Here is a 25,041-nt window from a genome sequence, read left to right on the forward strand (position 1 = left end):
CGTGGTGGCTTCCGCCGCGACGACCGTCCGTCCGGTGGCTTCCGCTCCGGTGGCGACCGTCCCGCCACGGGCAACGGCACGTACAACCGTGACGACCGCAGCTCCGGCGGCGGCTTCCGCTCCGGCGGCGACCGTCCGTTCAACCGCGACCGTCGTGACGACCGTCCGTCCGGTGGCTTCCGCTCCGGCGGCGCCGGCGACCGCCCGTACGGCCGCCGCGACGACCACCGCCCGTCCGGATCCGGCTCGACCGGCTCCTTCGGCGGCCGCCGCGACGACAAGCCGCGCTGGAAGCGCAACGGCTGATCGCAGCTGAGCTGAACCCCTGACAGGGCCCCCGCGACCGCTCGAACCCGAGCCGGTCGTGGGGGCCCTGTCGCGTCGTCGGCGTCCCGTTCCGCGTCCTCCGCACCCCGCTCAGCCCGGCCCCGACAGGCCGGTCGGCCGATACCCGATCGGCTGACCGGCGCTGTCCGGCTATGCTCTGGGGTGAGCACGCCGAGGGCCATTAGCTCAATTGGCAGAGCAGCGGACTTTTAATCCGTTGGTTGTCGGTTCGAGTCCGACATGGCCTACTGCTCGCAGTCGGGGGGACACCCCCTCTGACCTGCTACTGAGCGCCCCACCCGGTTTCGTCCGGGCGGGGCGCTCAGTCGTTTCCGCCCTGCCGCGCGAGCGGTGCGCGAGCGGACGGCACGTCAGGTGCCGGTCCGCAGACGGGCGGACGGGCATGCGGCACCGACTGGGGTGCCACTCCGTCGGCACGTTCGCCCGGCCCCACGACGGCCTCCGGCCGGCCACCCTCGGTGACGGGTGGGCGCCGTGGCGTGTGCTCGTGTAGTGGGCGGCGGACGGGGGACACCCGTGTCGGCGGCCTTGGCGCGGGCTGCGCATGGGCACGGCGGCACGGGGCAAGGGCCAAGTGAAGGACCGGGCGCGGCCGGCGCGGCTCCGCGTCGGCGACGTGGGAAGGAAGACGATCAGGAGGTCGGGCGGGGGACGGTGAGAGGAGGAGGCCATGGTTCTGGTGACGGCCGACGCCCTGGGCGCGCCCTGCTGGCTCAGCCTGACGGCACGTGACCTGGAGGCGTCCGAGCGCTTCTACGGCGCCGTGCTCGGCTGGACGTTCAAGCGCGGCACGCTGGGCCGGGCGTACTCCGTAGCCGAAGCGGGCGGGGTCCCGGTGGCGGGCGTCGCCGCCGTGGCCGGCCAGTTCGCCGTTCCCGTCGCGTGGATGCCGTACTTCGCCGTCGACGACGCCGACGACGCCGTGGCCCGGATCCGCGAGCGCGGCGGCACCATCGCCGTGGGCCCCGTGCCGTACCCGCCGCACGCACGTGCGGCCCTGGCCGCCGACCGCGAGGGCGCGACCTTCGGCGTGTGGGAAGGCAGCGTCCTGGCCAACTGGCGGATCGGCGACGGAGCGGCACCCGCATGGCTGGAACTGCACACGACGAACGCCTTCGACGCGGCCGTCTTCTACGGCGAGGCCCTGCAGTGGGCGGCGGACGGCGGCCACGGCTGCTGCGAGGTCTCCTACGAGCACGATCAGGTCGTCCTGCGCCGCGAGGGCGAGGCCGTGGCCCGCCTCAACAGCGGTCCGGTCGAGGCGGCAGCCCCCACACCGCAGCTGCGGCCGCGCTGGCTGGTCCACTTCAAGGTCCGCGCCCTGAAGGCCGCCACGGAGGCCGCAGTCGAACACGGCGGCAGCGTGGTCCCCGACGGCCCCTGGCAGAGCGACGAACGGCAGGTCACCATCAGCGACCCGGACGGCGCCCTGTTCACGCTCGACCAGTCGTTCACCGCCCCGGGACCCGTCACGTTCTGACCGCGGGCGCGAGCCGAAGGGAGAAGCGCAGTGAACCGGCCCCATGGATCCCGGCCGGGGGAAGAGCAGCCCCCGGTGGTCATCCACGACAGGCGGCGGATCGACCCGGAGACCCTCCAGCCCAGGGAGCCCGACGAGGAAACACCCGAGCGGGAAGGCGGCGAGCACGTACTCGGAACGCCGGACCGGGCCCGAGCCCTGGAATCCCAGCTCGCCGAACGCACCGCGGAGCTGCGGCGGGCGGAAGCGCAGTACGAGAACTACCGCAAGCAGGTGCAGCGCGACCGGGCGGCGCAGCAGGAGATCGCCACCGCCAAGGTCCTCGCCGGCCTCCTGCCCGTGCTCGACGCCGTCGACAGGGCCCGCGGGCTCGGTGACAGCGGCGAGCTGTGGGCCGTGGCGGAGGAGCTGGAGGAACGGCTCGTGGACCTCGGCCTGGAGCGCGTGGGCGCGGAAGGCGAGCCCTTCGACCCCGCCCGTCACGAAGCCGTGGACCACCAGGTGTCGGAGGGGGTGGACGCGCCGGTCTGTACGGCCGTCCTGCGCCCCGGCTACCGGGTGGGGCAGCGGCTGCTGCGCCCGCCCCGGGTATCGGTGAGTGAGCCGCAGGGGCAGGAGCCCGCGGCCGGGGCGGCGCCGGAGGGCTGAGGCCGGGCCGCCGGCCCCCGCTTCTCATTCCAGATCGTCGCTGGCCAGCCGGAGTGCCAGTTCCTGGAGGATCCCTTCGGTGTGCGGCTCGGCGCCCGTTTCGTCGTAGGCGTCCGCGACGGCCTCGAAGGCGGTGATGAATCCGCTGACCAGGGCGCTCAGCGGCTCGGACAGCTGACTGAGCACCGCCAGACCGGCCTCCTCGGGACCGGCTCCTGCGGGGACGGTGAACTGGCCTGGAATGACCTCGCCCAGCAGATCCGAGACGAGGCCCTCGTCGACGTCGGCGCGCAGACCCGTCAGGGCGGCAATGGCCTTGAGCTTGATCTCGTTCTCGGTCATGTTCCGAGCATGCCCTGGCGACGGCCGCGTCAGTACGCGCCTCGCGGCGGGCCGGGTCCGTGCCTCGGCGCCCCCCCCGGGACGTCCCCCGTACGAGGAAGCGCCCCACCCGAGCGGATCGGGCGGGGCGCTTCCCCGTACGGGTGCGGGTCAGGCCGAGATGCCCCGGCGGCGGCGGGCGCCGAGCCAGGCGGCGGCCGCACCGAGGGCGACGAGGGCCGCGGCGAGCCCGGCGTACAGGCCCGTGTCCGAGGAGGAGCCGGTGGCGGCGAGCGAGCCCGAACCCGTGGTGGCCGTGGGGGTGTTGCCCGCCGCGGCGGCCGAGGAGGACGTGGCCGCGGCCGGCTGCGCCGAGGTGGCGGTGACCGGGGCCTTGGTGGGCTTGGCCGACGGCGTGGCGCTCGGGGTGCCGGAGGGCACCGGCTGCGCGAACGGGACGAGCGGGAACGTCACGCCGACGGTCTGGAGCGGGTAGGTGTTGCCCGTGGCGTGGGCGACCTCGACCTCCATCGTGATGGCGGTCTTCTTCTTGATCTTGGTGTTCTCGCCCAGGCTGACCCGCAGCGGCAGGGTGCGGACGCCGGAGGCCGCGCCGAAGCCGTTGGGGATCTCGGGCAGCTCGTAGCGGCCGGCGTCCCCGTCCTTCAGGTCCTGCCAACGGCCGTCGATCATGGCCTGGACGCGGAAGTCGGCCTTCTCGTCGCCCGGGTGCGACAGGATCAGGGTGCGGGCGAGGCCGGTGGCGAACGTGCCGTCGCCCGTGGCCTGGTGGTTCAGGTTCCAGTACGCGCGCTTCTCCGGGCCGCCCATGTCGGGGCTGCCCTGGGTGAACGAGGTCTTCAGCTCGCCCGTCTTGATCTGCGGGCCGACCTTGAAGAGGTGGGAGCCCGTGCCGTCGGCGGCCACCGAGTTGTTGTAGCTGGCGGCCCGGAGGGTGAAGTCGCCGTTGTTGGTCGGGTAGTTCGCACCGAGCCCGAGGGTGACCTTCCAGGTCATCTTGCCGTTCGCGGGGATGTCGAAGCCCTCGCTCAGCCCGCCCGGGGCGCCGGCCGCCGGGTAGAACATGCCCTGCCACTCGCCGTCCTGCCGGCCGATCGAGGACGTGGTTGCCGGGGCGTCCACCGACTCGACCTTGAAGACGACGTCGTCCTGCTGGAGGCGGCTCGGACCGGTCGGGTCAAGGAGCATCCACGGCTTGTAGGTGACGGCCTTGCCGGTCGGGTTCTTCACCGTGAGGTCGAAGGTCTCGGTGGCTCCGCCGCGGGTCAGCGGGCCGTCGGGGACGGGAGTGCCCATCTCCGTACGCAGCACGGCCTGGCCGTCGGCGGTGGGCGCGGCGGACGCGGCGGTGGCCGAGAGCGGCAGCAGAGTGGTGACGACGCCGGCGACGACTGCGATGGCGGCTGCGGTGCGAACGGACATGGTGGACTCCCCCCGGGAATCACGAGGGCATCGGCAGAGCGCCGAGCCGGTTGGTGTGGTTGGTGCCGGCCCGGCCGGTTCCTGTTCCCCGCGGCCTTGGCGACAGGTGAATCTTCGCCCGCAGACGATCCCGGAACCATCCCCGCAGTGTCACCGGCGTGCAACAGAGATGATCTTCGCTTCCCGGTGCCGTATATGAGCCGCTTGGACCGCCCTGACCTGCGGTTACGGGGGTTGCGGGGGTGGGGCGGCGGTTAATTGGCGAAGGCGTCCCCCCGGATGGTCTAGAGTTGGGTTTACCGACGCGGGGTGGAGCAGCTCGGTAGCTCGCTGGGCTCATAACCCAGAGGTCGCAGGTTCAAATCCTGTCCCCGCTACTCAGTACGAAGGCCCGGTTCCCCTTGGGGAGCCGGGCCTTCGTCGTGCTGCGGATCCGTCGTGTCTGAGGCTTCGTCACCCGATCGGCCACCGCCGGGTCGCCGTACGGGCACCCGTGCCGCCAGCCTTGAGGGGCGAGGCGGGCCAGCCCGCACCCGTGCGAGCGACCGGGCGGCAGGAGAGCAGCGTGGTGGGGCTGGGCCGGCAGGGCAACGGCGAGAGCGTGGACGGCGGCGTCAACGGCGGCAGCGGCGGCGGCGACAACGGCAACGGCAACGGCAACGGCAACGGTGTGGCCCGGCAGGTGGTCCGGGTGCTGCCGGGTGTGCTGATCACCCTCGGGCTGGTCTTCGACGTGCTGACCCCGCCCGGCTTCACCGGATCCCCCTTCTTCTCGGCGGCCCCGCTGGTCGCCGCCCCGCTGTTCAGCTTCCGGGCCACGGCCGCCACGGGCGCACTGGCCTCGCTCGCCGTGGTCCTGCTGCACCTGTACCACGGCACCAGCTGGAAGGTGGAGGCGCTGACCGAGCTGGTCACCGTCCTGACCGTCTCCGCGCTGGCGCTCCTGATCAACCGGGTGGTGCGGCGCAGCGGTGAGCGGCTGGCCTCTGCGCGCGGCATCGCCGAGGCCGCGCAGCGGGCGGTGCTGCCCACGCCGGCCGCGCGGATCGGGGGCCTGCACGTCTCCGCCCGGTACGAGGCGGCGCAGGCGGACGCCTTCATCGGCGGGGACCTGTACGCGGTGCAGGAGACCCCGTACGGAGTCCGGCTGGCGGTGGGCGACGTACGGGGCAAGGGGCTGGGCGCGGTGGAAGCCGTGGCGGTGGTCCTGGGGGCCTTCCGGGAGGCGGCGGAGACCGAGCCGACGCTGGAGCGCCTGGCGCACCGGCTGGAGCGGGCCCTGGCCAGGGAGGGCACCCGGCGCGACAGCCTGGACGCGGTGGAGGGGTTCACGACGTGCGTGCTCGGCGAGATCCCGCCGGAGGCGCAGGTGCTGCGGCTGCTGAACCGGGGCCACCCCGAGCCGCTGCTGCTGCACGCCGACGGGGAACTGCTGGCGCTCGGCCCCGAGGAGCCCGCCCTGCCGCTCGGCCTCGGCGAGCTGGACGGCCGGCCGGACCGGGTCGAGCAGTGGTCCTTCCCGGAGGGCGCCACGCTGCTCCTGTACACGGACGGGGTCACCGAGGCCCGGGACCGGGCGGGGGCCTTCTACGATCCGGCGGACCGGCTGCGGGGGCGGGTGTTCCCCGGGCCGGAGGCGCTGCTCGGCGCGCTCAGCAGCGATGTGCGCCGGCATACCGGGGGCGGGGCGACGGACGACATGGCGCTGCTGGCGGTGGGCCGACCGGGCGAGGGGCAGCCGGAGCGGCGGTGGACCGTACCGGTGGTGCGGCGCGACGACCGCAGGTGACGGTGGGTGAGGGCCGGGCCGCTCTCTGCAAGGTCCCTGACGGACCGTCATGATCAGAATGTGGCTGGAGTGGTAGCGCAACTGCCCGAAATTTGCCCGGGTTGATCCGGATCGAAGGCGAAAAGGTCTGGCCAGAACTGGTCAGGGAGTGGCCAATTGGCGCAACGATCCATCGCAACAGCTTGGAATCACTCCCCTCCGTCTATTACCTTTCGATAACGCAGCGCGGTCGTCCCAGCCGTCGCAAGAGACGGCGCCGTGCGCGATCGCGTCAATGAGGAGTGTGCCCCGGTGGCCTCCAACTTGCCTGCCCCCGAAGGCATCGAGAACCACGAGCCGCCGACCGCGGGCGCCTGGGGCGAGTGGAACCCCACCGAGGACTCGGTCCGTTCGGTCCGTGGCAAGCACCGCGTGGCCAAGCAGCGCGGCGGACTGGCCCGCAGCTCCACCGTGCTCGGCGTCGGCGTCATCGCCGCCGTCGGCGCGGGCGGCATCGCCACCGCCCAGGACCGGCCCCAGGTCGCGATATCCATGCCGTCCCTGCCCGACCTGGTGCCCGATGGCTCCGGCGTCGGGATCACCGGGGACACCGTCCGGCAGGCGGAGGGCGCTTCCGGGCCGGCGGCCGGGGCGGCCGCGAGGTCCGGCATCATCCCGCAGCAGTCCGACCGCCGCGCCGACCCGGGCGAAGTGCTGCGCAACCGCATCCTCCAGCAGGCCGACTCCCAGAAGGCCGCGGCCGCGGCGCAAGCCCAGGCCGAGGCCGAGCGGATCGCCCGGGAGGCCGCCACCCAGGAGGCCAAGGACAAGCTGGAGGCCGCGCGCAAGGCGGCCGAGGAAGCGAAGGCGGCGGCCGAGGCGAAGGCCGCGGAGGAAGCCAAGGCAGCCGAGGAGGCCGCAGCGGCCGCAGCGGCCAAGGCCGAGCAGGAGCGCCTCGCCCAACTGGCCGGCAGCTACTCCCTGCCCACCTCCGCCTACACCCTCACCTCGCACTACGGGGTCGCCGGCTCCATGTGGTCCTCCGGCTACCACACCGGCCTCGACTTCGCCGCTCCCACCGGCACCCCGGCCAAGGCCGTGGCAGCCGGGAAGATCACCTCGGCCGGCTGGTCCGGGGCGTACGGCTACCGGATCGTGCTCGAGCTCGAGGACGGGACGGAGGTCTGGTACTGCCACCTCTCCTCGATGTCGGTGACCTCCGGCACGGTCTCCCCGGGCGAGACCATCGGCCGTGTCGGCGCCACCGGCAACGTCACCGGACCCCATCTCCACCTGGAAGTACGCAAGGGCGGCTCTACGGTGGACCCGCTGGCGTGGCTGACCTCCAAGGGCCTGAACGTCTGAACCGGCCGACGGCGCTCCCCGCGCCGGCGCCGCCCGCCCCGGTCCGCGCATCGCCCGTCCTCGCCCTGGCATCGCCCGCCCGCCGTGGTGCCGGCACACCGGCCAGCACGGCGCCGGGCGCGGCGCCGGGCGCGGCGCCGGGCGCGGCCCCGGGCGGGCCACCCGGCCTCGGCAGGGGATCGAACCACGGCGGAAGCAGCTCTTCCATGACCGCCGCCCGGGACAGCGCGGGACCCGCCGTCGCCCGGCGCAGCCACAGCCGGTCCAGCAGCTCCCGCTCCCGTCCGGCGAAATCCGGCTCGCGCCCCGGGCCGCCGCGGCGCGCCCGGTTCCGCAGCAGCGCCAGGGCCGCCGCATCCGCCTCGTACAGGGCGACCGCCCGGCCGGCGGCCCGGCCCCCGCTGCGCCGGGCCAGGCTGCGCGCCAGCGACCGGGCGGGCATCGAAGCCAGGGCGGGGACCTCGGCGGGACCGAGCCAGCCCGCGGCCGCGTACACCGCGAGCTCCCCCGCGACGGCCCGCAGACGGCGGCGCCTTATCCGCACCGCCAGGCACAGCAGCAGCCCGAACACCGGGACCATCACGCAGCCGTAGACCAGGTAGAACCCGTACTCGCCGAGCCGCGAGGAGCTGTTCCACAGGGCGTGCAGGCCCATGGCGAGCGCCAGCCCGAGCAGGGGCAGGCCGATCCTGCTCCTGCGGCGGGCACTGAGCGCGGCCGCGCCGAAACCGAGCCCGGTGAGCACGGTGAACAGCGGGTGCGCGAACGGCGACACCACTATGCGGACGAAGAAGGTCGCGGCCGTGATCGAGTGGAGCATGCCGGTGCCCTTGGCCAGGTCATCGCCGAAGGCGTTGCCGAGGTAGAGGATGTTCTCGGTGAAGGCGAAGCCGGTGGCGGTGAAGCCGGCCACCACGAAACCGTCGGCGGGGCCGGTGAAATGCCGTCTGCGGAAGACGAAGACGAGGAGCAGGGCCGCCGCCTTGACGGTCTCCTCCACCACCGGCGCGATCGCCACCGAACCGAGCTGGTCGGCGTCGGAAGGGTCCGCGGTGGCCGCGGCTATCCACTCGGTCGCGAAGCTGTTGGCCAGTATCGCGATCAGCGCCGCGGTGCAGGCACCCCAGCCGAAGCAGAACAGCAGCTGCGGCCAGGGCGCGGGCGCGGCCCGGCCCAGCCACCGGAAGGCCGCCATGAGCAGCGGCACCGGCAGCAGGGCCAGACCGAGACCGACGAAGAAGCCGGGGGTGCCGGTCTGCTCCCGCACCAGTTCGAGGATCGCGATCCCGGTGGCGGCGAGCAGAACGACGAGCACGCACGTGCGGACCGTGCCCGACGGGCGTGCGAGCACAGGGGGGAGCGCTCGGAACACACCATGACCCTACAGAGCCGGTCTGACACGCGCAGTGACGTTGTCAGTTCTCCCTGCGGCGGAAGAGCAAGTCGTGTACGACGTGGCCCTTGTCGAGGCCCTGGCCCTCGAAGCGGGTGAGCGGCCGGAAGGCGGGGCGCGGCGCATAGCCGCCGTCGGGCTGGGTGTTCTCGAAGTCGGGGTGCGCGGTGAGCACTTCGAGCATCTGCTCGGCGTACGGCTCCCAGTCGGTCGCGCAGTGCAGTACGGCCCCGGGGGCCAGCCGGGTCGCCGCCAGGGTGAGGAACTCGGGCTGGATCAGGCGGCGCTTGTGATGGCGGGCCTTGGGCCACGGGTCCGGGAAGTACACGCGGATCCCGGCCAGGGAGTCCGGCGGCAGCATCTCGCGGAGCAGGATGATGGCGTCGCCGTTGGCCACGCGGACGTTGCTGAGCCCGTTGCGCTCGGCGAGCGCGAGCAGGTTGCCCTGCCCGGGGGTGTGCACGTCGGCGGCGAGGATGCCGGTGCCGGGGTCGGCGGCGGCCATCTGCGCGGTGGCCTCGCCCATGCCGAAGCCGATCTCCAGGACCACGGGCAGGCCGTCGAAGAGGGTCTTCAGGTCGATGACCTCGTGGCCGTCGATGTCCAGGCCCCAGGTTCCCCACAGGCGCTTGAGGGCTTCGCCCTGGCCGGTGGTGACGCGGCTGCGGCGGGGCTGGAAGCTCCGGATGCGCCGCTCGTGGTGCGAGCCGGCCGGGTCCGGGGCGGGCCCGTCGGGGAAGCGGGGCTCGGTGCGCCATTTGGGCGGCACGTACGCGGTCGCCTCCGGAGCGGCGTCCGGGAGGCTGGGCGGCTGGGGGTTCAGGGACTCAGACACAATGTGCCGATTCTACGACGGGGGGCCGGGGCGCGGCTGCGCGAGCGGCCCCCCCGGGCCGGGGACCCGGCCCGCCCCTACCCCCGCCCCTACCCCGCCCCCACCCCGCCCCGGCCCCGCCCAGGACCGTTCAGGCCGAGCCGAGGGTCCGGAGGGCGCGGGTGGCGATCTCGCGGCCGATCGGGAGGGAGGCGGTGGCCGCCGGAGACGGGGCGTTCAGCACGTGCACCGTGCGCGGGGCCTCCCGGATCAGGAAGTCGTCCACCAGGGTGCCGTCCCGCAGGACGGCTTGTGCGCGGACCCCGGCCGGGGCCGGGTGGAGGTCCGCCGCGGTCACGGCCGGGAGGAGGCGCCGTACCGCCTGCGTGAACGCCTCCTTCGACAGTGAGCGGTGGATCTCGCCCACCCCGTACCGCCAGTGCCGCGCGGCCATCCGCCAGGATCCCGGCCAGGCCAGCTCGGAGCCGATGTCGCGCGGGCGGACGGTCGACCAGGCGTAGCCCTCGCGGGCCAGCGCGGGCACGGCGTTCGGACCGACGTGGACGCCGCCCGCGATGCCCCGGGTCAGGTGGACGCCGAGGAAGGGGAAGGCGGGGTCGGGGACCGGGTAGACCAGCCCGCGGACCAGCTCGGGGCGGGCCAGGTCGTAGTACTCGCCCCGGAAGGGGATGATCCGCATGCCCGGGTCGTCTCCCGCCAGGCGGGCGATCCGGTCGCACTGGAGGCCCGCGCAGTTCACCAGCACCCGGGCGCGGACCACCAGCCCGGCGGTGGTGCGGACCGCCACGGCCGACGGGCGGCGGGAGATCAGGTCCACCGCGCCGCCGTAGACGATCTCCGCCCCCGAGGACTCGGCCAGCTGGGCCGTCACCCGCCCGTAGTCCGCGATCCCGGTGCTGCCCACGTGGATCGCGGCCAGGCCCTGGACCTCCGGCTCGTACTCCGAGATCTGCGCCGGGCCGAGCTCGCGCACCGGAATGCCGTTCTCCCGGCCACGCTGGACCAGCGCGTGCAGCCGTGGCAGCTCCTCGCGTTCCGTGGCGACGATCAGCTTGCCGGTCACCTCGTGCGGAATGTCGTGCTCCGCGCAGAACTTGACCATCTCGGCGGCGCCGCTCACCGCGAAGCGCGCCTTGAGCGAGCCGGGGCGGTAGTAGATCCCGCTGTGGATCACCCCGCTGTTGCGGCCCGTCTGGTGCCGGGCCGGGCCGGCCTCCTTCTCCAGAACGACCACCTTGGTCCCCGGAGCCAGCCGTGACAGGGCATGCGCCGTCGACAGGCCGACGATCCCGCCACCGATCACCAGCACATCGCAGTCCACGCCGCCGCCCACGCTGACACCTCCCACCCCTGCATACTGCACCCCGCCACCGACAACGCGGGCACGCGGTCCCCCGGGGCCCGTCTTCCGGGTCGGGCCCTGCCTGGTCCTACGCCTGGGCCACCAGCAGCGGCCGGGCCCGCTCGCGCAGCTCCGCCACGCGCGGCTCGTCCCCGTACGGTTCCAGGCGGTGCAGCAGGTCCCGCACGTATTCGGTCGTCCGCGCCGAGGAGATCCGGCCCGCCACCTCCACCGCCCGGGTGCCCGCCGCGCACGCCGCGTCGAGGTTGCCCGACTCCAGCTCGGCGACCGCGCTCACGACCAGGCGCAGCCCGTGCGACCGTACATACTCCTCGGTGGGCCGGGACAGGGCCTGTTCGGTGAAGCGCCGTACCTGCCGCGGGAGTTTGAGGTCCCGGTAGCATTCCGCCGCGTCCGCCGCGAAGCGGTCGTAGGAGTAGAAACCCAGCCAGGTCGGGTCCGGGTCGCCGCCCCTGGCGCGTTCCAGCCAGCCTTCGGCCGCCCGCAGCGCGGCTCCCGCCGCCGCGGAATCGCCGGCCTTCGCGTGGGCGCGGGCCTCGACGAGCCGGAAGAAGCTCATGGTGCGGGCGGTGGCCAGGCCGCGGTTGCGCTCGACGGCCGCCTGCGCGAGGTCCACGCCCTCGTCCGGGAAGTCCCGGTAGGTCGCCTGCAGGGACATCGACGCCAGGACGTAGCCGCCGAGGGGTACGTCGGCGGCCGCGCGGGCCAGGCGCAGCGCCTGGATGTAGTAGCGCTGGGCCGCCTCCTGCTGGCCGGTGTCGAAGGCCATCCACCCGGCGAGCCGGGTCAGTTCGGCGGTCGCGCCGAACAGGGCGCGGCCCACCTCGTCGGAGTAGGAGCCGAGCAGCAGGGGCGCCGCGTCCACCCGCAGGCACTCGGGCACCATCGACGAACGCCAGTCGCCGCCCCCGTACTTGGAGTCCCAGCGCCGGGCGTCCTCGGCGGCCTCGCGCAGCTTGGCCACATCGCTGTGGCCCACGCGCTGGACGTGGTCGCGGGGCGTTTCGGTGCCGGGCTGGGCGGGCACAACGGTGGACGGCGGAGCAGGCAGGCTTCCCGCCGCACCCGTCACCGGTCCCATCGTCGGGCCGGTCGCCGGGCCTGCGGTCGGTGCGGTCGCCGGGCCTGCGGCCTGCCCGCCGGTCCGTCCGCCCGTCTGTGTGCCGGTCCGTCCACCGGCCTGCGGGGCGGTCCGCGTCCCGATCTGTCCGCCCGTCCGTCCGCCCGTCCGTCCGCCCGTCCGTCCCGCCGGTGGGTCGTGCACCGGCATGTCCTGAGCCGAGGGGGTCGCAGCCGAGGGCGCCGCAGGAGCCGGCACCGGACCGCCCGCCCCCGCGGGCTCGCGCGCCACCGAGCCGTCGGCAGGAGATATCAGCCAGCGCGAGGCGGGCGTCGCGTACGCCGCCACCGAGAACGAACCGGCCAGGGACTGCCAGACCCCGCCACCGCCGCGCCGTCCGGCGAGGTCGAGCCGGTAGAGGTCGGTGGCCGACCGCACCGCCGCGCCCACATCGCGCGGGAACGCCAGCCCCACCTCGGGCGCCGGGTCCGCGTCCGCCAGCCCGATCTCGTGCAGCGGCACCGGCCGCCCCAGCTTCGCGCCGATGGCAGCCGCGATCAGGTGCGGCGCGGCGCCCTGCGGCACCATGCCCTTCGACACCCACCGGGCCACCGACGTCTTGTCGTACCGAAGCGTCAGACCGCGCTGCGCGCCGAGGTCGTTGACCCGACGGGCCAGCCCCGCGTTGCTGATGCCCGCGAGGGCGAGGACGGCGCCGAGCTTCTCATTGGGCTCGCGGAGCTCCCTGGACATGCGCCACCCCTCGTCACACGCGGAACGCAGACGCCGCCGGGGCATAGGCGCCCGGCATTTCGTAAACCCAGCGTAGTTCCCCGCCTCCCAAGCGTTAAGGCCCTTACTTCCGTATGGCGGGATTGTTGTCCGTTTGCACAGTCCGCCCCGGCCCGTGTCCGGGGCGCACGTCCCCTCCCGTGCTCCGCCCGTGTGGCCGTGCGCCCGCCCGTGCGCTCTGGCCGGTCCGCGGGCCCGGCGATTCGATGTGCGGTGCGTGGGTCGGCCCGCTGCGCGGATCGGGCGGGCCGGGGGATGCCGCTACCTCAATCCCCGCGGGTGGCGGAACGGTCCGGGGGGCGGAATCCGCCTCCCGGACCGCGGCCGCGCACCGGGAGCCGGGCGCCGCAACCGCTCTCAGGACGGCCGAAGAATGGCTGAAAGCGACCTATGGGGCGGGGGGAACGGAACGCCAAATACCGCGTGGCGGGGGCGTGTTCGTTTGCATGTGCGCCCCCTTTAACCACTCGCGCACGCCTGTCCCGTGGCAGCATGGACCCGAGCCACCCGGGGTCCCGCCGACCGCGCCCTCAGCGCCGACCGTGCTGCCCGTGCCCCGGTCATGTGCCCACAGGCTGGGGAGGCGGCGGTGCGCTGGTTGGTGGGTTGGAGCAGTATCGCCGCGAGCTTCGGCACGGCCGGCCGCGTCTCGGGGAACGCACCCGGGCGCGGGCCCGGACACGGGCCCGGCCACGGCTCCGGCCAGGCCGGTCACCCCGATACCGGCTACCCGGGCGGCAGCGCCCCGCCCCACGGCGGCATCGCGGACGCCGCCCACGCCGGCGACCCGGGTGCGAACGCCGAACGCACCGTCCACCCCGTCGGATCCCAGCTGCTCTGGGGCGACCCCGACCCGCTCTGGGCCGTCGGCGACTGGCGCCCCGACGAGATCCGCACCCTCACCGCCGACCCGGCCGACCCCTTCACCCGGCTCGCCGTCCTCGGCTGCTGCGGCGCCACCGACGCCGAGCTGCGCAGGGCCCTGTACGCAGCCCGCGGCGGGGCCCTGCGCCACCTCACCCAGTGGTCCGGCAGCTACACCGCCGTCGTCCAGGCCGGCCGCCGGATCACCGTCGTCGGCGACCTCGCGGGCGCCCGGCCCGTCTTCTACACCCCCTGGGCCAGCGGCACCGCGTACGCAACCGCCGCCCTCCCGCTGGCCGACCTCATCGAGGCACAGCTCGACATCGGCCATCTCGCCGCCCTGCTGGCCTGTCCCGACAGCCCGGAGGCACTGGGCGACGGCACACCGTACGCCGGGGTCCGGCGCATCCCGCCCGGGCACGCGCTCATCCTGCGCGAGGGCTCCCGCGAGATCACCGGGTACGAGCCCGTCGCCTCGCTCGCGGTGGCCGGGCCCCAGGCCGATCCCGACCGCGCGGTGGAGGGCGTACGGGAAGCTTTGGTGGATGCCGTGCGCGCCCGGCTCACGGCGCCCCGCCATGCCCCCGACGCAGCTCCGCCGTACGATCCCGGCCCCGTACCCGGCATGGGCCCCGCCGACCGGCGCGCGGCCCGGGGCGCCCCGGTGCCCGGCGTCGGCGCCGACCTCTCCGGCGGCAGCGCCTCCGCGACCCTGGCCCTGCTCGCGGCCGGCCTGCCCGGCGCCCCCGGCACCCTCACCAGCCCCGCCGGAGCCCGGCTGCTGGCCGTCACCTTCAACGACCTCGCCACCCCGCGGGGCCGCGAGGAGGAACTGGAACGGGCCCGCGCCATCGCGGCCGACCCGCGCCTGCACCACGTCGTGGTGGCCGCCGCGGAGGAGGCCCTCCCGTACGCCGAACTCGACGGCCCGCTGACCGACGAACCCGGCCCCTCCCTGGTCTTCGCCGCCCGCGAGCGGCGCCGGCTGGCCGCCGGATCCGCCGACCACTTCACCGGGCACGGCGCCCGCCAGGTCCTCGACGCGCACCCCGCCCGCATGGCCGACCTCCTGATGGACCGCCGCCGCCGCCACCTGCTGCGCCCGGTGGCGGCGCTGGCCCGCTCGGCATCGGCCTCCGGAGCCCCGGGCGAGTCCCTGCTGGTGCCGCTGACCGTGTACTCCGCGGCCCGCAGACTTGCCCGTACGACGTACCGCGCGGGCATGGAAGCCGCCGCGGCCAGACTCCGCGAGGGCGGGGTCACCGAGAGATCCTCCGGTCCGGTGGACGCTTCCCTCGCCGCCCTGACCTGGTCACGGCCCGGCCCGGCGGCGGGCTGGCTCACCGGGGAGGCGCTGGCGGAAGTATCGATCCGCCTCACGGCCGCGGCCGGCCGCCCTCCCCTCTCCCTGCGGCCGGGGGAGGCCCGGGCCCGCGCCGCCCTCGCCCGGCACGCCGCCGACCACCGGGTCTTCGAACAGGCCGTGGAGGTCCGCAGCCAGCGCCTGCACGCCCCCTTCCTGGACAACCAGGTCGTCCGGGCCGCCCGCGCGCTCCCCGAATCCCTGCGCGTCCAGCCCGGGGCCCGCGCCGCGATCCTGCGCACCGTCCTGTCCTCGACCGGCGTGCGGGAACTGCCGCCCGGCTGGGGGGCCACCACCCACACCCCGAACGAGGCGGCGACCCGGCTCGGGCTGCGCGCGGCCCTGAGCGAGCTGCTCGCCCTGTTCGCCGCGCCGCTGCTCGCGGACGCCGGGCTGATCGACGCCCGGGTCGTGCAGCAGGCCCTGATCGACGCGGCGGACGGCCGCCCCGTCCCGCTCGACGGGCTGGCGGAACTCGTCTCCATGGAGCTGTGGCTGCACCGCCTCCTCGCCCGCCGCGGCACCTGCTGGACGGGCACGTCCGCGGCCCGCCGCCGCGCGGTGCCGGAGGGAGTCCCCGTCCACCGCCCGGCCTTGTCCTGAGGCGCTGCTGAAGCGTTGCCGAGGCGGCCCTAGGCGGCCCTAGGCGGTCCTGACGCGGGGCCGCATCCCCTCGCCGTCGCTCAGCGGCAGCTGATCACCGAGTCCGCCCAGCTGGCCAGCACGGGCAGGCGGCCCGGACCGGCCTTCTCCGTCACCAGGCGCAGCGTCTTGCGCCCGGCCAGCGAGACCTCCACGGCCGCCGCAGGATCCCCGTACCCGAGGGCCGCGGACTGCCACAGCCGCTGCCCGTCGGCATACACGGAGAACCGCACCAAGCTGTCGCTGTACATCGACAGGCCGTCCACCCCGGCGCGCGCCGAGAAGGCCGTGCACCGCCGGTTGAGGGCGATCTCCACGGAGGAGCGGGAGTTCACGGTGATCCCCTGCCCGAACCTTCGGTCGCCCACCTCCAGCCCCCAGCGCTGCCACACCCAACTGCTGCGCCAGGTCTGGATCTCCGGGCCGTCATGGTCCCCGTAGACCGAGTGGCCGAGCCGCGACAGCTGGAACCCCTGGGCCGGCTTCGGCGCGGGCGGCGGGGTGGGCTTCGGCGAGGTCCGGCTCGGAGACGGGCTGGGTGAGGCCTTCTCCCGGCTGGGCGACGGAGAAGGCGAGCGGCTCGGCGCGGCACGGGTCGGCGCGGGCGGCGTCGGCGACGGCTCGGTCTGCGGCGGTGGTACGAAGGCCTGCGCGGGCGGCGGCTCCGCCTCCGTCGGGCTCGGCGCCGGCGAGGCCGGGGCGCTCGGCACCACCGGCGCCGCCACCGGCGGGGCGGGCTTCGCCTGGGCCGGCGGATCGGTGTGGTCCCCGGTCAGGGCGAACACCACCCCGGCGGCCGCAGCGACCGCGATCCCTGCGGCGATGGCGGCCTTGGCCGGCATCCCCAGCCCCTCGGACACCACGGCCCCCCCGGCCCCGGCCCCCGACCCTGCCCCACCGGCAGCCCCACCCGCACCACCAGCAGCCCCACCAACAGCCCCCGCCCCAGCAGCCCCACCGGCAGCGCCCGCACCACCAGCAGCACCACCGGCAGCGCCCGCACCAGCAGCCCCTGCCCCCGCAGCCCCTCCCGAGGCTCCGGCGCCCGCGGTCGCCGCACCGGTGGCAGCCGCGGCGGCCCCGGCACCGCCCGCGGCGACGGCCCCGCCGGCCACCACTCCGGCCGCCTTGGCCGCGTACCCGGCGGCGAACCACCCGATGACCGCGACCGGAAGCAGCGCGGGAATGCCCGCGTTGACGTCCTTGAGCTCCCCGGCGGCCAGCCGGCACTTCGCGCACTCCTCCAGATGCTTGCGCAGCCCCCGCTCCGCCCGCATCCGCAGCCCGCCGCGCGCATAGGCGCCCAACCGGTCCGCGTACCGCGCGCAGTCGCCGCCCTCGCTCAGCGCCGAGCTCACATGCGCCTGCAGATACGCCTGCTTGAGCCCCTCGCGGGCACGACTGGCCAGCACCGCCGTCGCGTTGGCGCTCAGCCCGAACAGCGGCGCGATCGCGCTCGGCGAGGCCTCCTCGACGGTGGTGTGCCACAGCACGGCCTGCCACCGCTCGGGCAGGCTCCGGAACGCCTGCATCGCCAGGGACTGCTCGGCCGCGTGCATGGCCCGGACGTCCGCGCCCAGTTCGAGGGTGTCGTCCCCGGACAGGCCCGACAGCCCGGCCCCTTCCGTCCCCGTGACCGCCTGCTCCGCGAAGACGGCGAAGTCCTCGACGAGGTGCTCCCGCCGAGCGGTCTTCACCCAGGCCGCGGCGACCCTGCGTACGGTGGTCAGCAGATAGGCCCGCACCGACTGGTCGGGCCCGGCGCCGCCCCGTACCGCCTGGAGCGTCCGCGCGAACACCTCGGCGGTCAGATCGTCGGCCGTGTGCCCGTCCCGGCAGCAGGTCCGCGCGTAGCGGCGTACGGCATCGGCGTGCCGGCGGAACAGCTCCTCGTACGCACCGTCGTCGCCGCCCCGCATCCGGGCGATCAAGTCCCCGTCCGACGGCGGCAGCTCACCGCCACCGCCCGTCAGGGCAGCGTGCCGACCGCCCGGCTCGCGCTGTGCGGGCACCTGCCGGGCGGGCAGACTGCCCGCTCCGACCTCGCCGCCGGCGCCACCGAGTGCCTCTTCACGACCGTCAACGCCCATCGCGGAAGCCCCCGCACGACACACTCAACCGGTACACCGATCAAGCGTGTCACACGGCGACCTCGCGTCGAACCCTTCTGCGCGCCATCCACTCATCCGGGCACATTTCGACGAAACACCGTACTGGCGGGCGGATTGACGCCCGGTCGAGCGCGTGCCGCGACCGGGCTCCCCGCAGCGGTCACACCGTCCGGGACCGCAGCCCCTCGAGCAGGATGTCGAGCAGCCGCGTCGAGGCCGCCGCCTGCTGTGCCGGGTCCGGCAGCGCGGGCGCCGCCGTCGCTATCACCAGCAGCACGTCGGCCACCGTGACGTCGGTCCGCAGCTCACCGGCCTCCCGGGCACGGTCGACCAGCCGGCCGACGACCTCGAGCAGCGCACCCGCGCCCGCGTCCTGCGAAGGCTCGTCCTCGCCCACGGGCCGCGCGCCCACGACGCGCAGCTCGGGAGACCCGCCGGCCGTGACGGCCTGACGCTGGTGCGGAACCCGCGCCGCCTCGGCCTCCTCGACGCCGTCCTCGCTCGCCGAGCCCACCCGCAGCACCTGCGGCGGCAGCAGCCGCCCCGCGCCCGAGGCCACGGAGGTGCGCAGGAAGCGCGACAGCGCCTGCCACGGCTCCTCCTCCTGGCCCAGCGCGGCCTTGGCCTGCTCGGTCAGCCGGGCGGTCTCCTCCTCGGCTATCCGCCGGACCAGTACGTCCTTGCTGGGGAACCGCCGGTACACCGTGCCGACGCCGACCCGCGCACGACGTGCCACGTCCTCCATCGGGGCCCCGTAGCCCAGCTCGCCGAAGACCTCGCGTGCCGCGCGCAGCACGTGCTCCAGATTGCGCTGGGCATCGACGCGCAGCGGCGTGGACCGGCCTACGCCGTGCGTCGTGCCGCCGCCCGCGATACCGCGGCCGTTGGCCTCGACCGAGAGTGCGGTCGCAGAGCCATGGAAATCGGAAATGTTCATATGTTTCCCCCGGTAATCATCTGTCTCCCCCCGGAGACACTCCCCGCCTTCACGCCGAGGGGGCCACGGTCATGTGGGCCCGGTCCTACTCCTCGACGAGATACGAACATAGTTGAGCCAGAGTCAATTCAGAAGAGGCAGCCCCGGACGGAGCACCGCCCGATCGGAGCATTCACCCCCACTTTTCCGTTCCGTACCCTCGGAACTGTTCATTCCGTGCCGTCTGACCTGCGGGTTTTCACCCCCCTCCAAGGTCCGCTTCCACCCCGCCCCGGCACCACCGCCGGTCACACAATGTGTCGGGCCTGTGGACAAACTCCCGGCCACGTTGCGTCATGGGATGGTGAAGGCTGCTAACTCCCGGGGCGCGGCCCCCGGTACCCCGCCCCGCACCCGCATCCTGGTCGTCGGCGGCGGTTACGTCGGCATGTACACGGCCCTTCGGCTCCAGAGAAAGCTGAGATCCGAAGAAGCCGAGGTCACGGTGGTCACCCCCGAGCCCTACATGACCTACCAGCCCTTCCTGCCCGAAGCGGCCGCGGGCTCGATCTCCCCCCGCCACGTCGTGGTCCCGCTCCGCCGCGTCCTCGACAAATGCCGCATCGTCATCGGCGAAGCCCAGCGCATCGACCACTCCAAGCGCACCGCCACCGTCACCACCCTCGCCACCGAGGAAGAGGGCACCGGCGCCACCGAGATCGAGTACGACGAACTCGTCCTCGCCCCCGGCTCCATCTCGCGCACCCTGCCCATCCCGGGACTCGCCGACTACGGCATCGGGTTCAAGACCGTCGAAGAGGCCATCGGCCTGCGCAACCACGTCATCGAACAGATGGACATCGCCTCCTCCACCCGCGACCCCGCCCTCCGCGACGCCGCCCTCACCTTCGTCTTCGTCGGCGGCGGCTACGCGGGCGTCGAGGCGCTCGGCGAACTCGAGGACATGGCCCGCTACGCCGCGCGGTACTACCACAACATCAAGCCCGAGGACATGAAGTGGGTGCTGGTCGAGGCCAGCGACCGGATCCTCCCCGAAGTCGGCCCCGACATGGGCGTCTACACCGTCCGCGAACTGCGCCGCCGCAACATCGACCTGCGCCTCGAGACCCGGCTCGAATCCTGCGAGAACCGCGTCGCGGTCCTCAGCGACGGCGCCCGCTTCCCCACCCGCACCGTCGTGTGGACCGCCGGCGTCAAACCCCACCCCATCCTGAGCGCCTGCGACCTGCCCAAGACCGACCGCGGACGCCTGGCCTGCACCTCCTTCCTCACCGTCGAGGGCGTGGAGCACGCCTGGGCCGCCGGCGACGCCGCCGCCGTCCCCGACATCACCGCGCCCGAGTCCGGCCGCGAATGCGCCCCCAACGCCCAGCACGCCGTCCGCCAGGCCAAGGCACTCGCCGACAACCTCATCGCCGCCCTGCGCGGCGAACTCCTCACCGAATACGCCCACAAGTACGCCGGCTCCGTCGCCTCCCTCGGCCTCCACAAGGGCGTCGCCCACGTCTACGGCCGCAAGCTCAAGGGCTACCCCGCCTGGTTCATGCACCGCGCATACCACCTCAGCCGCGTCCCCACCTTCAACCGCAAGATGCGCGTCCTCGCGGAATGGACCCTCTCCGGTCTTTTCAAGCGGGAGATCGTCTCCCTAGGCTCACTCGAACACCCCAGGGCAGAATTCGAACTCGCCGCAGGCGGCGGCCCCAAGGAACCCCCGTCCCACCCCGCCCCCAAACCCCCGCAGGACAGCCAGGGCTGACGTTGTCAGTGCGGTCGGCCACACTGGACGTGTGACCATAGGTGGGCTCACACCTGCACAGAGTGACAACGTCCAGTCAGCGACTCACCACGAGCGACACAGCGACCACTTGCGACACCACGAGGCTTGAACGCAGTGAACTTCACGCGCTGGAGCGCCCGGTTTCCCGGAACGCAGCGCCGCGCCGCCGCCCGGTCCGAACACGCCGCCGCCCAGGCCAAGCGGGGTGAAGGCTCCGTCCCGGCAGCCCGCGGCGGCCGCGCCGACCCCGGAACCGATCGGTCCGCGCCCGCCGCCGACGGCTCCCCCACCGACCCCACGGTCTCCGGCACCGGCAGCGGCTCCGGCACCACCCCGGCCCTCGCCCCCGCCGCAGGGACCGGAGCCCTCGCCACGGTGCCCAGCCTCGACGAGCTCTCCGTACGCGAGGTCCTCGGCCGGCTCCCCGCCCTGGTCGCCCTCGTCCACGGCTCCGAGCACCGCGTCGCCTACGTCAACGACGCCTACGTCACCGGCTTCGGCACCCGCACCCCCGGCGCCCCCGCGCACGAGGCCCTCCCCGAGCTCGGCGAGCTCGGCCTCCTCCCGCTCCTCGACCAGGTCCAGCGCAGCGGAAAGCCCCGTACCGCCAAGAACCGCACCACCCCCGGCGGCACGAACTCGTACACCGTCACCTGCACCCCGGTCGAGTTCCCCAAGTCCGGCACCGAGGGCGACACGGACCCCGACCACACCGGGATCCTGATCCACCTCGCCGACGTCACCGACCACGCCGAAGCCGTCGAACGCCTCCGCGCCAGCGAGCGCCGCCAGCGCGAGGCCGCCGTCACCCTCCAGCGCTCCCTCCTCCCGCAGGAGCTCGAACAGCCCGACGACCTGCGCGTCGCCGCCACCTACCAGCCCGGCGGCACCGAGGCGGCCGTCGGCGGCGACTGGTACGACGTCATCACCCTCGGCGCCGGCCGCACCGCCCTCGTCATCGGCGACGTCATGGGCCGCGGGGTCCGCGCCGCCGCCGTCATGGGCCAGCTCCGCACCGCCGTCCGCGCGTACGCCCGCCTCGACCTCCCCCCGCACGAGGTCCTGCAGCTCCTCGACGGCCTCGCCGCCGAGATTGACGCCAGCCAGATCGCCACCTGCGTCTACGCCGTCCACGACCCCAACGAGGGCCTGCTCGCGTACGCCTCCGCCGGCCACCTCCCCATCCTGGTCCGCGACGAGGACGGCACCGTACGCAGGGCCGCCGATCCCACCGGCCCGCCGCTCGGCACCGGCGGCTGGCTGCACACCTCCGGCACCATCGCCCTGGGCCCCGGCTCCACCGCCGTCCTCTACACCGACGGCCTGGTCGAACGCCGCGGCGAGGACATCGACGAAGGAGTCGCCGCCCTGGAACGCGCCCTCTCCGGCGCCCAGGGAACCCCCGCCGTCATCTGCGACCGCCTCATGCGCGCCCTCGGAGTCGACGCCGACCACGATGACGACGTCGCCGTGATGGTCCTCCAGCAGCCCGCCCGCACCGGCGCGGACGCCGAGCTCTTCCACAACGCCGCCCTGGAACTCCTCGGCGGCATCGAGGCCGCCCCGCGCGCCCGCGCCTTCGCCCAGGGCGTGCTCACCTCCTGGCGCTTCCCCGTCGAGCTGTGCGACCTCGGTGTCCTGGCCGCCAGCGAGCTCGTCGCGAACTCCCTCCAGCACGGCACCCCGCCCATGCGCCTGCGGCTGCGCCGCACCGACCGCCGCCTGATCATCGAGGTCACCGACGGAGACGACCACCTGCCGCGCCGCCGCCGCGCCGAACCGGCCGACGAGACCGGCCGCGGCATCTCGATCGTCGCCACCATCGCCTCGTCCTGGGGCACCCGCCGCACCCCGGGCGGCGGCAAGGCCGTCTGGTGCGAGTTCGCCCTGCCGGACAAGTAGCCGCACACGCGGAAGGCCCCGGTCCACCGGACCGGGGCCTTCCTACGGGCGGATGCTTACGCGTGCACGGGCTCAGCGGCCTCGGCCACGACGGGCCGGGCGACCGGGGCGGCGGGTGCTGCGGGTGCTGCGGGTGCTGCGTGGGCTGCGGGCCCACCCTGCGCCACGACCCGGGACAGCGACGGGTTGTCCTGGACCGGCGTCAGCTGCTTGCCGAGCCGCAGCGCCAGCCAGGCGATCCCGAGCGAGACGGCGATGAAGATCCCGATGTACAGCATCGGAACCCCCGCACCGAGCGGCACACCGAGCGGCCCCAGCGCCAGGGCCATCTGCTTGACCAGCGCGAAGGCGGAGTTGTACTGCCCCACGGAGCCCTCCGGAGCCAGGTCCGCCACCAGCGGCGCCAGGGTCGGGGAGAGCATGGCCTCGCCGATGCCGAAGAGCGCGTACGTGGTGATGAACGCGGCGGCGGCCATCACGGCGCTTCCGTGCCCCAGCCCCGAGAACCCGGCGATGACCCACGCCACGGTCCAGATCAGCCCGACCAGCGCGATCACCCGGGACCGGCGCCGCTTCTCGACGAGCCGGAGCACCACGAACTGCGCGATGACGATCGCACCGGTGTTGGCGGCCAGCGCGAAGCCGAGGGTGGAGGGGGAGATCCCGGCGGCCTCGGTACCGAAGGCGGCCAGACCCGACTCGAACTGCCCGTAGCAGGCGAAGAACAGCACGAAGCCGAGCACGCACAGCTGCACCATGGCCTTGTGCCGCAGCAGCCGCTTGAAGCCGCCGCCCGCCTGCGCCGAGTCCTTCGGCCGGGCGTCCTTGAACCCCTGCACCTGCGGCATCCGCACGGAGGCGATGACCGCCGCCAGCACCAGGAACATCAGGGCCTCGACGCCGAACAGCAGCGTGAAGCTGCCTGGACGGCTCTCGTCGACGATCTGCCCGCCGATGAGCCCGCCGATGCCCAGACCGAGGTTCTGCATGAAGAACTGGAGGGCGAAGGCACGGGTCCGTGTGGAGGGGGTGGAGCACCACACGATCATGGTGGCGAGGGCCGGCTGCATCACGGCCTGCCCGGCGCCGAGCGCCAGGGCGGACAGCAGGATCGGCACCAGGCCGGTGGAGAGCCCCAGCGAGATCGCGCCCACGGAGGCGGCGACCGCGGCGCCGATGACCACGGGTACGGGACCGCGTCGGTCGATGACCCGGCCGGTGAGGGGCAGCGCGACCAGGGCGCCCAGCGCGAACGCCACGAACGCGCTCGTGGCGGCCATGGAACCCAGACCTCGCACCTGCGCCACATAGATGTAGAGGAACGGAACCGTGAAGCCGATGCCGAACGCGGTCAGCGCGTTCCCGGCCTGGATCCGCCGCATCGCGGCGCCCATCACCTTGGTCACTTCTCACCTGCCTTTGAGAGCCGAAGACTGAAGACTTCAGAACTTCATACCTAAACTTCGATCCTTAACTCTACACATCGAAGGAGTTAGATGCCAACGGGTACGTGCCATACTTCGACCCATGGGTGACACCCCCGACGGCACCGCGCCCGTCCACGAGCCGACCCTCGATGAGCAGATCGCCATCTACCAGCGCGAGTTCCAGGACCTCGACCCGCAGGTCGAGAAGGTGGTCTCGGCACTGAGCCGCCTGAACCGCCGCATGAACGTCGCGTACGGACGCCAGACCGCGGCGCTGGGCATCAGCAACGCGGAGTGGGAGGTCCTCAAGGCCCTCGTCATCTCCGGCGCCCCGTACCGGATGGGCCCGAGCGAGCTCGCGAAGCAGCTGGGCCTCACGCCGGCGGCGATGACCCACCGGATCGACCGCATGACGGCGGAGGGGCTGGTCACGCGCGAGCGGGACGAGTCCAACCGGGTCCGCGTGATCGTGGAGCTCACCGACGAGGGCCGCAGCAAGTGGCTGGACGCGATGCGGGCGGCCACGGTCTTCGAGGAGGACCTCCTCCAGGACCTCTCCACCGCGGAACGCGGGGTGCTCGGTGACATGCTCACCCGGCTCCTGGACCGCGTGGAGGACCTCCAGTCGCCCAGCTGACCACCGGGGTTGACACGGTCCTCACGGATCCGTAAGGTTCTTCGAGTTGTCCCCGGGCCGAAAGGTTGCGGAGGCAACAGATCCCGCCGCCTCGTCGCGGCACCCAACTCTGCACGATCTCCCACTGGGAACGAATTCGGCATGCCCGAATTCATTTCCGAAGGCCGATTATGAATCGCCGGGGAAATCCACTAGAGTTCAGGAGTCGGAAGGGCCCAACAGCCCGGAAGACAAACCCCGCTGACCGGGGGTCAGGCCCGAAAGAGTCTGATAGAGTCGGAAACGCAAGAACAGAACGAAAGCCCGGAGGAAAGCCCGAGAGGGTGAGTACAAAGGAAGCGTCCGTTCCTTGAGAACTCAACAGCGTGCCAAAAATCAACGCCAGAAGTTGATACCCCGTCCACTCCGGTGGATGAGGTTCCTTTGAAAAAGACCTGTGAGGCTCCCTCGTGGAGTGCTTGCAGGCGATTACACAGCGAGGACGCAGTGGACGGTCGGTCTTATTCCGACATGATCGTCCCGCTCTACGTGATGTGTGCACCCGATTACGGGTAAACATTCA

At 73.6% G+C, this 25,041-nt stretch carries 17 protein-coding genes, 2 tRNA genes and 1 pseudogene; 11 read left to right on the forward strand and 9 right to left on the reverse strand.

The window, feature by feature from the left end:
* The 4 genes and pseudogenes from ACZ6I1_RS24345 to grpE all read left to right on the forward strand — a co-directional run.
* Window positions 1–306, forward strand: a pseudogene (locus ACZ6I1_RS24345) (DEAD/DEAH box helicase); the annotation flags it as partial.
* Between the two features lie 196 nt (window positions 307–502).
* Window positions 503–575 (forward strand) — tRNA-Lys (locus ACZ6I1_RS24350).
* Between the two features lie 443 nt (window positions 576–1,018).
* Complete coding sequence (locus ACZ6I1_RS24355; protein WP_469290435.1) at window positions 1,019–1,828, forward strand: VOC family protein; 810 nt, start codon at window positions 1,019–1,021, stop codon at window positions 1,826–1,828.
* A gap of 30 nt (window positions 1,829–1,858) precedes the next feature.
* Window positions 1,859–2,476, forward strand: coding sequence for a nucleotide exchange factor GrpE (grpE, locus tag ACZ6I1_RS24360; protein WP_469290437.1), 618 nt, complete (start codon window positions 1,859–1,861; stop codon window positions 2,474–2,476).
* A 24-nt stretch (window positions 2,477–2,500) separates the two neighbouring features.
* Here the strand turns inward: grpE and ACZ6I1_RS24365 are convergent, their stop codons facing one another.
* Both ACZ6I1_RS24365 and ACZ6I1_RS24370 read right to left on the reverse strand, forming a co-directional pair.
* On the reverse strand, window positions 2,501–2,818 hold the full coding sequence (locus tag ACZ6I1_RS24365; protein WP_469290439.1) for a hypothetical protein: 318 nt from the start codon (window positions 2,816–2,818) through the stop codon (window positions 2,501–2,503).
* Between the two features lie 150 nt (window positions 2,819–2,968).
* On the reverse strand, window positions 2,969–4,240 hold the full coding sequence (locus tag ACZ6I1_RS24370) for a hypothetical protein (RefSeq protein WP_469290441.1): 1,272 nt from the start codon (window positions 4,238–4,240) through the stop codon (window positions 2,969–2,971).
* Between the two features lie 303 nt (window positions 4,241–4,543).
* On the opposite strand from ACZ6I1_RS24370, the gene ACZ6I1_RS24375 reads away from it, so the two are divergent.
* From ACZ6I1_RS24375 to ACZ6I1_RS24385, 3 genes are all read left to right on the forward strand, one after another.
* Window positions 4,544–4,617: transfer RNA gene (locus ACZ6I1_RS24375), tRNA-Met, on the forward strand.
* Between the two features lie 158 nt (window positions 4,618–4,775).
* The gene (locus ACZ6I1_RS24380; RefSeq protein ID WP_469290443.1) at window positions 4,776–6,029 is read left to right on the forward strand and encodes a PP2C family protein-serine/threonine phosphatase; all 1,254 of its coding nucleotides are present in this window, start codon (window positions 4,776–4,778) and stop codon (window positions 6,027–6,029) included.
* 291 nt (window positions 6,030–6,320) lie between these two features.
* Window positions 6,321–7,373 carry a M23 family metallopeptidase gene (locus tag ACZ6I1_RS24385; RefSeq protein ID WP_469290445.1) on the forward strand — a complete coding sequence of 351 codons (1,053 nt, stop codon included), beginning with the start codon at window positions 6,321–6,323 and terminating at the stop codon, window positions 7,371–7,373.
* Here ACZ6I1_RS24385 and ACZ6I1_RS24390 read toward each other — a convergent pair.
* The 4 genes from ACZ6I1_RS24390 to ACZ6I1_RS24405 all read right to left on the reverse strand — a co-directional run bounded on the left by ACZ6I1_RS24390 (window position 7,324) and on the right by ACZ6I1_RS24405 (window position 12,777).
* A complete protein-coding gene (locus ACZ6I1_RS24390; protein WP_469290447.1) occupies window positions 7,324–8,745 on the reverse strand; it encodes a PrsW family intramembrane metalloprotease in 1,422 nt (473 codons plus the stop codon). The two genes, ACZ6I1_RS24385 and ACZ6I1_RS24390, sit on opposite strands and share 50 nt — an antisense overlap.
* A 43-nt stretch (window positions 8,746–8,788) precedes the next feature.
* Window positions 8,789–9,601 (reverse strand): tRNA (guanosine(46)-N7)-methyltransferase TrmB, encoded by an 813-nt coding sequence (gene trmB, locus ACZ6I1_RS24395; RefSeq protein WP_469290449.1) that lies wholly within the window; start codon window positions 9,599–9,601, stop codon window positions 8,789–8,791.
* Between the two features lie 130 nt (window positions 9,602–9,731).
* Window positions 9,732–10,964 carry an L-2-hydroxyglutarate oxidase gene (gene lhgO / locus ACZ6I1_RS24400; protein WP_469290451.1) on the reverse strand — a complete coding sequence of 411 codons (1,233 nt, stop codon included), beginning with the start codon at window positions 10,962–10,964 and terminating at the stop codon, window positions 9,732–9,734.
* Window positions 10,965–11,031: 67 nt separating this feature from the next.
* Window positions 11,032–12,777, reverse strand: a complete 1,746-nt coding sequence (locus ACZ6I1_RS24405) for a sporulation protein (RefSeq protein WP_469290452.1) — start codon at window positions 12,775–12,777, stop codon at window positions 11,032–11,034.
* A gap of 628 nt (window positions 12,778–13,405) precedes the next feature.
* Between ACZ6I1_RS24405 and ACZ6I1_RS24410 the strand changes: the two genes are divergently transcribed.
* Window positions 13,406–15,646 (forward strand): asparagine synthase-related protein, encoded by a 2,241-nt coding sequence (locus ACZ6I1_RS24410; RefSeq protein WP_469290453.1) that lies wholly within the window; start codon window positions 13,406–13,408, stop codon window positions 15,644–15,646.
* Window positions 15,647–15,726: 80 nt separating this feature from the next.
* On the opposite strand, the gene ACZ6I1_RS24415 is transcribed toward ACZ6I1_RS24410, so the two are convergent.
* Window positions 15,727–17,775, reverse strand: a complete 2,049-nt coding sequence (locus ACZ6I1_RS24415) for a sigma-70 family RNA polymerase sigma factor (protein WP_469290454.1) — start codon at window positions 17,773–17,775, stop codon at window positions 15,727–15,729.
* 181 nt (window positions 17,776–17,956) lie between these two features.
* The gene (locus ACZ6I1_RS24420) at window positions 17,957–18,733 is read right to left on the reverse strand and encodes a TetR/AcrR family transcriptional regulator (protein WP_469290456.1); all 777 of its coding nucleotides are present in this window, start codon (window positions 18,731–18,733) and stop codon (window positions 17,957–17,959) included.
* A 340-nt stretch (window positions 18,734–19,073) separates the two neighbouring features.
* Here ACZ6I1_RS24420 and ACZ6I1_RS24425 point away from each other — a divergent pair, with 340 nt between their 5' ends.
* Both ACZ6I1_RS24425 and ACZ6I1_RS24430 read left to right on the forward strand, forming a co-directional pair.
* Window positions 19,074–20,492 (forward strand): NAD(P)/FAD-dependent oxidoreductase, encoded by a 1,419-nt coding sequence (locus ACZ6I1_RS24425; protein ID WP_469290458.1) that lies wholly within the window; start codon window positions 19,074–19,076, stop codon window positions 20,490–20,492.
* Window positions 20,493–20,627: 135 nt separating this feature from the next.
* Complete coding sequence (locus tag ACZ6I1_RS24430) at window positions 20,628–22,415, forward strand: ATP-binding SpoIIE family protein phosphatase (RefSeq protein ID WP_469290468.1); 1,788 nt, start codon at window positions 20,628–20,630, stop codon at window positions 22,413–22,415.
* A 56-nt stretch (window positions 22,416–22,471) separates the two neighbouring features.
* On the opposite strand, the gene ACZ6I1_RS24435 is transcribed toward ACZ6I1_RS24430, so the two are convergent.
* Entirely contained in the window at window positions 22,472–23,809 is a 1,338-nt protein-coding gene (locus tag ACZ6I1_RS24435; protein WP_469290470.1) for an MFS transporter, read from the reverse strand.
* 133 nt (window positions 23,810–23,942) lie between these two features.
* Between ACZ6I1_RS24435 and ACZ6I1_RS24440 the strand changes: the two genes are divergently transcribed.
* The gene (locus tag ACZ6I1_RS24440) at window positions 23,943–24,479 is read left to right on the forward strand and encodes a MarR family winged helix-turn-helix transcriptional regulator (protein ID WP_469290460.1); all 537 of its coding nucleotides are present in this window, start codon (window positions 23,943–23,945) and stop codon (window positions 24,477–24,479) included.
* Window positions 24,480–25,041 lie beyond the last annotated feature (562 nt).

The organism is Streptomyces sp. NPDC046303 (assembly GCF_055588085.1).